We start from the raw sequence: 11,548 nt of genomic DNA, 5'->3' as shown, positions 1-11,548 counted from the left end.
GCTCTTAGTTATTCTTGATTGAGACGCGATAGATCATAGTGTGGCGGTAAGTCTCGCCAGGATCCAGTCGTGCAGAGCCAAACTCGGGCTTGTTCGGCGTGTCGGGAAACATTTGCGGCTCCAGCGCTATACCGTCGCCCATCCGATAAAGCACGCCACCCTTGCCCGCCAGCGTGCCATCAAGGAAGTTGCCGGAATAGAACTGAACGCCCGGTTCGGTCGTCAGGACTTCGAGCACCCGACCGGACAAATCGTGCTCAACCCGGGCCGCGAGCTCGGGCTGCGTCGTACGCCCTTTGTCGAGAACCCAATTGTGATCCCATCCCCGTCCGAGGGCGATTTGTTCGTCCTGTCCGTGCCGAATACCGTCAGAGAGCATCCGGCCCGACCGGAAATCCAGCACAGTCCCCTCAACAGAGCGCAGTTCGCCTGTGGGGATCAGCCCGCCATCAACCGGCGTGAAACGGCTGGCCGGGATGGTGAGCCGTTGATCGTAGGTTCCATAAGGCCAGCCGTTACCGCCAAGATTGAACAGCGCATGATTTGTGAGGTTCACAATCGTGGGTGCGTCGGTCGTGGCGGAAAAGTCTATTGTCAGCGCGCCGTGCTCGTCGAGCGAATAGACAACCCGGACATCGAGGTTGCCGGGATAACCCTGATCCCCATCAGCGCTGCGCAAGGTGAGAACGGCAGTCGCGCGCTCCCCATCCTCGATCGATTCGAGCGTCCAGTTGCGCTTGTCGAACCCGTCCGCGCCACCATGCAGCGTGTTCTCACCATCGTTCTGGGAAACCTGATAGGTCTTTCCATCTAGCGAAAAGCGGCCTTGGGCAAATCGATTGGCATAGCGCCCAATCGTCTGCCCCCAGTAATTGGGACGTTCGAGATAGTCCTCTACCGTATCGTAACCGATGGTGATGTCGGCGACCTCGCCATCACGATCCGGAACATTGAACGACTGGATAGTCGCGCCAAGCGTAATCACCTTGACGCTTACCCCATTCTCGCCAGCAAGCGTTACAGCTTCGACCAATTCGCCATCTGGCATTTCGCCAAACACCGACCTTTCGGCCGTCGCAGCCGAAGCTCCACTCACAGGGGCGATTGCAGAGGCGCCCGCCATCAGACCGATCCAGTGCCCTTTTGTCATATGTGCCTTCCCCCGAAATCCTTGCTTCGATGCCAGTTGACCGTCGCCTGCGGTGCATATAGTCAGACATAAGGATTATTGGCAACGACCAATTTAGCCGCTGGATGGCAGTGGTCACAGGGGAGAGTTACATGGCAGGGCCCTCAACGTTCAGCGACACCGCACAGGCAGGTGGTGCACAACAACCGCAGAAATACGGTAAGGCGCTTGCTCTGCTTGCCAGCCTCTTTTTCATGTGGGGCTTCATCACTGTCATCAACAACACCCTGCTCCCGCACCTTCGCAGCGTGTTCGAACTGAGCTATTTCCAGACCACCCTGATCGAGTCGGTCTGGTTCATCGCCTATGGCGTGATGGGTATGCCCTCCGCTTTCCTGATCGAGCGTATTGGCTACAAAAACGCCCTGATCCTCGGGTTGGGAGCGATGGCGCTCGGGGCATTCGGAATGATCGGCGCTGCGGCGGCGATTTCCTATCCGATTACGCTCATCGCCCTGTTTGTGATCGCCAGCGGTATCACCTTGCTGCAGGTTGCCGCCAACCCGTACGTGGCTGTGATCGGCCCTGCGGAAAGCTCGGAATCGCGCCTCACCCTGGTGCAGGCGTTCAACTCCATGGGCACCTTCTTCGCGCCTTATTTCGGCGGCTATCTGATCCTCAGTCGCACCGTGGGAGGCACGTCGCTAGAAGGCGCCGAACTCTCGATGGCGGACAGGATTGCCGATGCCCAGGCGACCGAACTGCCCTATCTCATCGTCGCTATCGTGCTGATCGTGATCGCCTTCGTTATCTGGCGCTCGGACCTGCCGCAACTCGGGGAAAGCACACGCAAGGCCAACCGGGAACAGCGCAAGCAGCTCTCGCTGTGGAAGCACAAAAACCTGATTTACGGCATTCCGGCGATCTTCATCTACCTCATCGCCGAAATCGGCGTTGCCAACCTATTTATTAACTTCGCCATCCTGCCCGAAATCGCCGGAATTACCCCGGCTTCGGCCGCGAATTACCTTGTGCTGCTTTGGGGCGGCATGATGGTGGGACGATTTGCGGGCAGCTTCCTGATGAAGCGGTTCCGCGCCAACCGTGTGCTGGCAGCCTTTGCCGGCTTTGCACTGCTGGTGATGATCGGCGCCTCCACGCTGGAGGGACCGGTTGCCATGTGGAGCCTGATACTCGTCGGGCTGGGCCATTCGATCATGTTCCCCGCGATCTTCGCGCTCGGCATCAAGGGGCTCGGCCCGCTGACCGAGGAAGGCTCCGGCCTGCTGATCACGGCCATTGCAGGCGGCGCGCTGGTGGCAATCCAGGGGTTGCTGGCGGACATGTACGGCTTGCAGAACAGCTTCTGGATGATCGTCGCCTGCGAGATCTACGTCCTGTGGTACGCGCTTTACGGCTCCAAGCCCACAGCGCCCGAGGCCGATGTTCCGCTGGCGACCGATCGGCAGTGATCCACCTAGGCTGCGGCGCGAATAACGCTCAGCTTGCCCTGACCATCGACGCTGGCCTTGAACTCCGGACTATCCCTGTCTAGAGCAATTGTCTGACTTATTTAACGAGGAGCGACAAGATGCAGGCCAATTCCGAAGCCTTCCGCGGGCATGACGCGTCGACCGGTGAAGAGATCGGCCCGGATTTCCCGGTTAGCACTGCGTCGGATGTCGACGAGGCATGCAAGGCAGCGGCACAGGCTTTTGCGGCCTACCGGGCGACTTCTTCCGAGGATCGCGCCGCCTTCCTCGAGGCGATCGGCGATGAAATCATGGCGCTGGGTGACGAGTTGCTTGAACGGGCCAGCAAGGAAACCGGCCTTCCCTTGGCGCGCCTCACCGGCGAACGCGGGCGGACGGTAAACCAGCTTCGCCTGTTCGCGCAGGTCGTGCGGTCGGACCGCTGGCGCGGTGTGCGAATCGACCCGGCCATGCCTGATCGCACCCCCCTTCCCCGCCCTGATCTTCGCTTGCGCATGGTGCCGCTTGGCCCCGTCGCCGTATTCGGGGCATCGAACTTCCCGCTAGCTTTCTCGACCGCCGGAGGTGACACCGCCTCCGCGCTTGCCGCAGGTTGCCCTGTCGTGGTGAAGGGCCATCCCGCCCATCCTGGCACTGACAGCATGGTGGCAGGCGCAATCCTCAAGGCGGCAAAGACCTGCGGCATGCCCGAAGGCGTATTCGGCCACCTGCAGGGGCCGGGCAACGAGCTTGGCTCGGCACTGGTGCGCAATCCGCACATCGCCGCTGTTGGCTTTACCGGTTCGCGCGGGGGCGGCCTTGCCCTGCTGGAAATCGCGCAGCAACGCCCCGTTCCAATCCCGGTCTTTGCCGAAATGTCGAGCGTGAACCCGGTCATCCTGTTTGAACAGGCGCTTGCCGCGCGCGGATCTGCGCTTGGCGAAGCATTCGTCGGCTCGCTGACGATGGGTGCCGGGCAGTTCTGCACCAATCCCGGGCTGGTTCTCGCACTCGAGGGCGAAGGTCTCGCCGCTTTCGAGAAGGCGGCGATCGCGGCCATGGGCGATCAGCCCGCCCAGACGATGCTGACGACCGGCATCCGCGACGCCTATGCCCAAGGCAAGGGCGTGCTCGGCAGCAAGGATAAGGTGGAAAAGCTTGCCACGGGCCAGGTCGGCAACGGCAAGACCTGCGAAGCGGCCGAGCTCTTCGCCGTGCCGGCCAGCGCGGTCCTCGCCGACGCGAGCCTGCTGGAAGAGGTGTTCGGCGCAGCCTCGCTGATCGTGCGCTGTTCCGGTCGCGACGAGATGAAGGCCATCCTCAAGGCGATGGAAGGCCAACTTACCGCCACCCTGCACATGGACGAAGGCGACCGTGAAGCCGCTGGCGAGCTGCTGCCGATCCTCGAGCAGACCTGCGGCCGGATTCTTGCAAATGGCTGGCCGACCGGCGTCGAGGTCTCGCACGCTATGGTTCACGGCGGGCCTTATCCCGCCACCTCGGACGGGCGCACGACCTCGGTCGGCACAATGGCGATCGAGCGATTCCTGCGCCCCGTCTGCTATCAGGACATTCCTGCCGAACTGCTCCCGCCCGAACTGCGCGAGAGTGCGAAGGTCCCGAATCTGGTGGACGGCGAACCGAAATAGGCTCGCCACGGGCCATTATCAAACATGAAGGAGGGTAAATGGTGAGGCAGGCAAGGTTGCTGCAATACTGCGGGCAGGACGGCGAACGCCGGGTGATCCTGGCGCAAGGCGATAAGGCGCATTTCGTCGCGCAGGCCGCAACGACGCGCGACCTTGCAGCCACGGCGGCGAAGCAGGGGCAAACCCTGCTTGCTCTCGCGCAGGCGAACCTCTCGGATGAAGAGGCGGACATCGAGACTCTTTATGCCGAGGGGCGCCTGCTCACCGCAATCGACCATCCTGACAGTGCCCGGATCCTTCTCACCGGCACGGGGCTGACCCACCTCGGTTCTGCCGAAGGTCGCGACAAGATGCACCGGCAATTGTCCGAAGCCGAACAGCTTACCGATTCGATGCGGATGTTCCAGGAGGGGCTCGAAGGCGGCAAGCCAGCCGCAGGGCAGTTCGGCCAGCAGCCCGAGTGGTTCTACAAGGGTGACGGCCAGTCGCTGGTCGGCCCACGCGAACCGCTAACCTCGCCGCACTTCGCACAAGATGGCAGCGAAGAGCCGGAACTCGCCGGCATCTACATGATCGGCGACGACGGCCAGCCCTGCCGTCTCGGCATCGTCCTCGCCAACGAGTTCAGCGACCACGTGACCGAGCGCCACAACTATCTCTGGCTCGCCCATTCCAAGCTTCGGCCCGCATCGCTCGGCGCAGAGCTTCTGCTTGGTGAGCCGCCGAGCGATATCCGCGGCACTAGCCGCATCCTGCGCGACGGCCAATGCATCTGGGAGAAGCCCTTCCTGACTGGCGAAGACAACATGTCTCACACCATCGCCAATCTCGAAGCGCATCATTTCAAATATGCTGCCTTCCGGCGCCCAGGGGACATCCACGTTCACTTCTTCGGGACGGCGACGCTTTCCTTCTCCGACGAAGTTCGCACGCAGCCTGGCGACCTGTTCGAGATCGGCGCAGAGCCCTTTACTTTGCCCCTGCGCAACGAGCTGCAGCAGGAAGCCGCCAGCTGGCAGGAGCTTCGCATCCTGTGACCGCTCCGTTCAGACTCGCCGTCATCGGCATGGGCAAGATCGCGCACGATCAGCACCTGCCCGCCATCGCCGATTCCAAGTACTTCGAGCTTGCCGCAATGGTGGACCGCCGGGGACAGGCCGAGCAAGGTGTGCCCTTCTTCGGCTCGGTTGAAGACCTCGCCGCGAGCGATCTGGAGATCGACGCCGTGGCCATCTGCACGCCGCCTCAGGTTCGCCACGATATTGCCCAGTTCGCGCTCGAACGGGGATGGCATACACTGCTCGAAAAGCCTCCCGGGGCAACGCTCGCAGAGGTTGTCGCGCTGCGTGAAACGGCCAAGGACCGCGAGCGCACGCTGTTTACAGCCTGGCATTCGCGCTATGCGGCCGGCGTCGAACCGGCGCGCAAGTGGCTCGCGAACCGCAAGATTGTTGGCGCCAAGGTCACTTGGCGCGAAGACGTGCGCGTCTGGCATCCGGGGCAGGACTGGATCTGGCAGCCGGGAGGCTTCGGCGTGTTCGATCCGGGTATCAATGCCCTTTCGATCATCACGCATATCTTGCCGCACCCGCTGTTCGTGGTGAAGTCGAGCCTGGCTATCCCTGCCAACCTCAGCGCGCCGATCGCGGCGCAGGTCTCCTTGCGCGACCGGCTGGACGTACCTGTGGAGATGGACCTCGATTTCCGTCAGGAAGGTCCGCAGCACTGGGATATCGAGGTCCAGACCGACGCGGGCGTGCTCAAGCTCGGCAGCGGCGGTGCGGTTCTGTCGCTCGACAAGGCAGAAGTGGCCGAGGACGCCAGCGAACTGCGCGGCGAATACCCGTCGATCTATCGCAAGTTCGGGGCGATGATCCGGGCCGAGGTGTCCGAGGTCGATGTGTCGCCCTTGCGGCTGGTGGCCGACGCCTTCCTGTGCGCAAGCTTCGAGGTTGTCGACGAATTCCACGAATAGGGAAGCTCGGCCAAGCCTCAAAAACGAGTTACGCACAAAAAAGGGCCCGGGAGCGTATAGTTCCCGGGCCCCTCTTCTATCGGCATTATCAGTCGATGGTAACGACCACGACCGACTTGGCCGGAAGGTCGAACACCAGACGTCCTCCATCCTCTTCGGCCGAATAGGCGGCAGGGCGGATCGTTTCGGGATTGTCGAAGGTGTTGTGCGTATCCATCGCCGGCCCAGTGATGATCCGTCCGGTTGCCGAACCCTCAAGGTTGGTGGCGACGCGTGCCGGAGTTTCAGGACTGAGGTTGACCAGCGAAACGACCAGCTTGCCATCCGCACCACGCGCGACTGAAACATCGACGAGCGGAAGCTCGTATTCGCCTTCGACGTAGCGCGGTGTCTCGACCTGCGTATCGAGCGGCACCGCGTTGCGGAACGGCTTGTACATTTCGAGCACGTGGTAGGTCGGCGTCAGCAGCATCTGCTCTCCATCCGTGAGGATCGAGGCTTGCAGCACGTTCACCATCTGCGCGATGTTGGCCATCTTCACCCGCCGGGTATGACGGTGGAAAATGTTCAGCGTCAGCGCCGCGACATGGGCGTCGCGAAGCGAGTTCTGCTGATAGAGGAAGCCCGGTGTCGATCCCGGTTCGGAATCATACCAGGTGCCCCATTCGTCCACATAGAGGGCGACCCGGCCTTCCGGATCGTAGCGATCCATGATGGCGACGTGATTGGTGACGAGCTCATCCATCCGCAGCGCATGTTTTAGGGTGCTGGCCCACTGGTCGCGCCCAAACCCGGTGGCAGGGCCCTTGTCCTCCCAGCTGCCCGGGAAAGTGTAGTAGTGGATGCTCACGGCATCCATCGTGTGGCGAGCATCGCGCATCAGCGCTTCGGTGAAGTCGTAATCGTCGATGTTCGCTCCGGTCGCGACCTTCACCACCGACTTTCCGGGCGGCGCCTTGAGGAAGGTCGAATAGCGACGATGCAGGTCGGCCGAATATTGCGGGCGCATATTGCCGCCGCAGCCCCAGCTTTCGTTGCCGACACCGAAATAGGGAACGTCCCATGGCTCTTCCCGCCCATTGGCGCGGCGCATCTCGGCCAGTTCGGTGGGCAGATCGCCGGTCATGTATTCAAGCCAACGGCCCATCTCGATGGCTGGCAGAGAGCCCATGTTCCCGGCCACATAGGGCTTCGCTCCCAAGGCTTCCGAATAGTTGAGGAATTCATGCGTGCCGAACGCATTATCCTCGATCACCCACCCCCAATGCGTGTTGATCCGGGCCGGACGTTCCTCGCGCGGCCCGATACCGTCGCGCCAGTCGTATTCATCGGCGAAACAACCGCCGGGCCAGCGGACGACGGGAATCTCGAGCCGTTGCAGGGCTGCCAGCACATCGTTGCGGAACCCGTCGGTATTGGGAATGGCGGAGTCCTCGCCGACCCAGACACCTTCGTAAATGCCCCGCCCCAAATGCTCCGCGAAATGGCCTTGGACTTCCGGCTCGATCCGGGGGGCCGCCGAATCGAAATCCACTTCGACCCTCGCATCCTGGACCGTTTGCTGCGCCATGACGCATGGCGCGCCAAGGCTAATGGCCCCTGCGACGACCAACGCCGCACCTCTCAGTTTTCCAACCATTACGATCTCCCGTTACCAAGGCCGACAGCTGGCCCCAGCTCTATAGCTAACCTGCGCGATGGTCATACATCGGCGTGCAGCGTTCCGCCGCAGCGGACCACATTAATCAGACTTAATGTATATATGCAAGCAGTACGCAAAAGCGAATCCCTCTTTGCAAATTAGTTGAATCACTCAACTACATGGCTATTTAACATTTTAATTCAGTGTGTTATTATAAATAATTACGGCTATTGCCTATCGCGGCACAGGCAGTTATAACTTGTCTGATAAATGCTGAAGCATAATGATCCATGGGAGGATTCTTGGGATGAAAAGTAACCCGCGTACACTCGCAGGCGTGTCGGTCTTTGCTCTCGCGCTGGGCTGTCTGGCCAACCCTGCAGCAGCCCAGACGACCGGCTCCCGGCCAGACCCCGTGCCGGAAGAGAGTGGCCCGCAAGGAGCCGCAGGCACCCCGGCGGGGCGCGAAACTTCCGACACGATTGTTGTGACAGGTATTCGGGCTGCGCTCTCGGAAGCGATCGACGTGCGGCGCGAATCTCCGCAGGTGGTCGATTCGATCGTGGCGGAAGACATCGGCAAGTTGCCGGATAACAACGTGGTCGAAGCACTGCAGCGCCTCACCGGCGTGCAAGTGACCGATCGCGGTTCCGGCGAGACGAACGGGCTTACCATTCGCGGCCTCACCGATGCCCTAACGACGTTCAACGGGCGGAAGATATTCACCGCGTCGGGCACCGCCTTCGCTCCGGCCGACATCCCCGCCAACCTCGTCAAGCGAATCGACGTGTACAAGACGCGTTCGGCCACTCAGATCGAAACCGGCCTTGCGGGACAGGTAGACGTGATCACCCGCCGCCCGCTCGATTTCGACGGTTTCGCGCTCTCTGCAAACGCGCGCGGCGTTTACAACGAGGCGGCGGATACCTTTAATCCGAACGTCAGCGTTCTGCTGAGCAACCGGTGGGAAACCGGCATTGGCGACATAGGCGTGTTGATCGCGGGCAGCTATTCGAAAGCGGATTACCGGGACATGAGCATTTTCTCCGGTGCGCTTGTCCCTTTCGTGACGGAGAATCCGCCATCCGGAACAGGCTTTACGCCGCTTGAGCGGGTGTTCCCCGAAACGGGCGCATGGACTCCTGGCCTGGAAACCGGCCTTCCCTACGAAGCCGGATCTACCTTCAATCTCAACGAGATCGAAACCCCGTACTACCTCGCGCGCGACGCCAACTTCGCGCCGGATGTGTATGGTGAGCGTGAACGGCCTGCGATCAATGCCGCTCTTCAATGGGCTCCCAACTCATCGAGCACCTATACGGCGGAATTCCTCTACAACGGCTTTCGGTCGAACACCTTCAACAACCTGCATTTCACCTTCGTCGACTGGTGGGGTTCGCTCGGGTCCGACCCGGGTTCGACCTTCAATCTCTACGAAGGAACGAACATCATCTCCGACCGCGTGGTCGGCGATGTCTTCGGTTTCCAGAGCGGCGACTTCTCGGACAACAAGACCGACAGCTATGTCGGCGCGTTCAACGCCGACTGGAAGATCGGCGACAACCTCAGCGTGACGACGGACCTTTCGTACCAGTGGAGCAAATTCGAAACCCAGTTCGTGGCCACCCGCCTCACTCGCGTCGCCCCGCAAATCACGGTCGATTTCAATGCGGACGACGGCGTGCCGGCGTGGAGCTTCGACGACAACGCATTGCTCTATGATCCCTCAGCCTGGACCGTCGGCGAATTCTACGACAACGCCTCAACATCTCAGGGTGATGCGATCACTTGGCAGACCGATGCGGCGTACGAGTTCGAAGATAGCTGGCTGAAGACGATCCGGACGGGCTTCCGATACGACAAGCGCGGTGCTGCCGACACCATCCGCGAGCAGGATGCGCCCGTACTCGGCCAGCCGCTGACCAATCTTCCGGGGGAATCCTATTTCATCAGCGACGACTTCTTCAACGGTCGCGCAAATGTGCCAATGTCGTGGATCAACATCAGCGGAGACTGGCTGGCGGAGAATACCGACTTGGTCCGGCAATTGTACCGGGATAGCGTCGACCCGGGCATCCTGCTGTCGGACGAGCTCACGCAGACCCGGGTGTTCGACATCACCGAAACCACCCTGTCCCTGTACGGCGAAGTCGATATGGAGCAGTATATCGGCGATGTCCGCCTGTTCGTTCAGGGTGGTCTGCGGTATGTCGATGTCCAGACCGATCTTACCTTTACTGATCGCCTGACCGGAACGATCGAAACCGGTGAGGCCGAAGCCAGCGAGCTGCTTCCGTCCGTTACCGCTATTGCGGACCTGACGAGCAAGCTGAGGCTCAGGTTCAATTTCGGCCGAACTTTGCGCCGGCCGGAATTCGGGGATCTGAATCCCTACTACCAGCTCACGGGAGACCTGACCAATGTCGGGTACGGCAGCGGCACCGGTGGCAATCCCGATCTCGAGCCAACCCGGTCAACCAACTACGATCTTTCGCTCGAATGGTATTTCAAGCGCGACAGCGCCATCTACGCCACCGTTTTCAGGCGCGAAGTGGATGGGCTGGTGGTAACGCTGCCCGCGTTGCTGACCATACCGGGCACCGGCCTCAATACCGATCAGTTTGCAGTGACAAGGCCGGAGAATGCCTCCAATGGCGTACTGGAGGGCCTTGAGTTAGGCCTTACCTACTTCCCCGATCTTCCTGGAATCCTGAATGGTCTGGGTGTGACTGGAAGTCTGACGCTCCTCGATAGCAGTCAGAACATCCCTGTCGTGGACGAGACCGGAGAAATTGTCGACCAGAACGAGAGCGACTTCTTCGGCGTTTCCGACACGTCTTACAATGTTACGGCGGCCTATGATCGTGGCCCCTTGGGCTTCCGGCTGTCCTACGTCTGGCGCAAGAACTTTCTCAACGCCAATGAGACGAGACAGTTCGCGAATCCGCTCGGGATCTGGCGTCGACCGGAGCGGAGCCTGGACTTCCAGCTCAATTACAATCTGACCGATCGTTTGGGCGTCACCTTCGATGCGGTAAACCTGACAAAGGAACTGCAGCAGAGCTATTACCGCTTCGGCGAGTTCGGCGGGCCGGACGAGTTCAACCAAGGCAACACCCTGCTCGCTCGCACCTTCGCCATCGGCGTGCGGTACAACTTTAACTGACGAGCTCTCCCAGGCGGGCTGGCGTCATGCCGGCCCGCCACCCCTGCTGCGAACATCACAAAGCAACCAGAGCCATCGGGTCGCAAAACGCTCCCCATTAACAGCTGCGAGAGACGCGTGATCAGTGCGAAGAGAGACTTGCTCGTCGTCTCGACAGGAACGTTGCTCAGGAAGTCGAACAGCACCGTGGGAATGTTGGTACGGTTTGCCAGCAGGTCGTCCGCTTTGTAGTAGAAGCCGTCCACCGTCAAAATACACCGATCCCCGATTGCGGCCGAATTGCGCAATTCCTGCGTGAATTGCTTGTTCGAAAGATCGTAGACCTGCGTCAGAATAGCCAGTGACGTGCCCCCTGATTTTCCTCCAAGTTGGATTAGAGTCCGGCCCTGATGTGCACTGCTACCCAACCTTGGACCGCTCTGGCCTAGAGTTTTCCGCCTTTCCCAGATCCGGTGGGCTGGTCACACCGGCTGAGTTTGCCAGCATGATCGGGGGGATATTCCCGATCGCGCTGT

7 protein-coding genes are annotated in these 11,548 nt (G+C 60.8%); 5 read left to right on the top strand and 2 right to left on the bottom strand.

The annotated features are described in order from the left end of the window. Positions 1 to 4: 4 nt before the first annotated feature. Positions 5 to 1,150 carry an aldose epimerase family protein gene (locus ABDJ38_RS00035; RefSeq protein WP_346783024.1) on the bottom strand — a complete coding sequence of 382 codons (1,146 nt, stop codon included), beginning with the start codon at positions 1,148 to 1,150 and terminating at the stop codon, positions 5 to 7. Positions 1,151 to 1,281: 131 nt separating this feature from the next. Here ABDJ38_RS00035 and ABDJ38_RS00030 point away from each other — a divergent pair, with 131 nt between their 5' ends. From ABDJ38_RS00030 to ABDJ38_RS00015, 4 genes are all read left to right on the top strand, one after another. After that, the gene (locus ABDJ38_RS00030) at positions 1,282 to 2,601 is read left to right on the top strand and encodes a sugar MFS transporter (protein WP_346783023.1); all 1,320 of its coding nucleotides are present in this window, start codon (positions 1,282 to 1,284) and stop codon (positions 2,599 to 2,601) included. 119 nt (positions 2,602 to 2,720) lie between these two features. Then, complete coding sequence (locus tag ABDJ38_RS00025; RefSeq protein ID WP_346783022.1) at positions 2,721 to 4,250, top strand: aldehyde dehydrogenase (NADP(+)); 1,530 nt, start codon at positions 2,721 to 2,723, stop codon at positions 4,248 to 4,250. Positions 4,251 to 4,288: 38 nt separating this feature from the next. Continuing rightward, positions 4,289 to 5,287, top strand: coding sequence for an AraD1 family protein (araD1, locus tag ABDJ38_RS00020; protein WP_346783021.1), 999 nt, complete (start codon positions 4,289 to 4,291; stop codon positions 5,285 to 5,287). After that, a complete protein-coding gene (locus tag ABDJ38_RS00015; protein ID WP_346783020.1) occupies positions 5,284 to 6,225 on the top strand; it encodes a Gfo/Idh/MocA family protein in 942 nt (313 codons plus the stop codon). Before araD1 ends, ABDJ38_RS00015 begins: the two co-directional genes overlap by 4 nt. Before the next feature lie 88 nt (positions 6,226 to 6,313). On the opposite strand, the gene ABDJ38_RS00010 is transcribed toward ABDJ38_RS00015, so the two are convergent. Beyond that, a complete protein-coding gene (locus ABDJ38_RS00010; protein WP_346783019.1) occupies positions 6,314 to 7,864 on the bottom strand; it encodes an alpha-N-arabinofuranosidase in 1,551 nt (516 codons plus the stop codon). Between the two features lie 310 nt (positions 7,865 to 8,174). Here ABDJ38_RS00010 and ABDJ38_RS00005 point away from each other — a divergent pair, with 310 nt between their 5' ends. Beyond that, the gene (locus ABDJ38_RS00005) at positions 8,175 to 11,033 is read left to right on the top strand and encodes a TonB-dependent receptor (protein WP_346783018.1); all 2,859 of its coding nucleotides are present in this window, start codon (positions 8,175 to 8,177) and stop codon (positions 11,031 to 11,033) included. Positions 11,034 to 11,548 lie beyond the last annotated feature (515 nt).

This window comes from Aurantiacibacter flavus, from assembly GCF_039710615.1.
Taxonomy (GTDB): domain Bacteria; phylum Pseudomonadota; class Alphaproteobacteria; order Sphingomonadales; family Sphingomonadaceae; genus Alteraurantiacibacter; species Alteraurantiacibacter flavus.
Note: the sequence above shows the minus strand (reverse complement) of the source record. Positions and strands in the feature narration are given on the sequence as shown.

Bases quoted from the DNA above. Each gene is read 5' to 3' on its own strand.
- ABDJ38_RS00005 (WP_346783018.1), top strand. From the start codon at position 8,175: ATGAAAAGTAACCCGCGTACACTCGCAGGCGTGTCGGTCTTTGCTCTC.
- ABDJ38_RS00025 (WP_346783022.1), top strand. From the start codon at position 2,721: ATGCAGGCCAATTCCGAAGCCTTCCGCGGGCATGACGCGTCGACCGGT.
- ABDJ38_RS00030 (WP_346783023.1), top strand. From the start codon at position 1,282: ATGGCAGGGCCCTCAACGTTCAGCGACACCGCACAGGCAGGTGGTGCA.
- araD1 (WP_346783021.1), top strand. From the start codon at position 4,289: ATGGTGAGGCAGGCAAGGTTGCTGCAATACTGCGGGCAGGACGGCGAA.
- ABDJ38_RS00035 (WP_346783024.1), bottom strand. From the start codon at position 1,150: ATGACAAAAGGGCACTGGATCGGTCTGATGGCGGGCGCCTCTGCAATC.
- ABDJ38_RS00010 (WP_346783019.1), bottom strand. From the start codon at position 7,864: ATGGTTGGAAAACTGAGAGGTGCGGCGTTGGTCGTCGCAGGGGCCATT.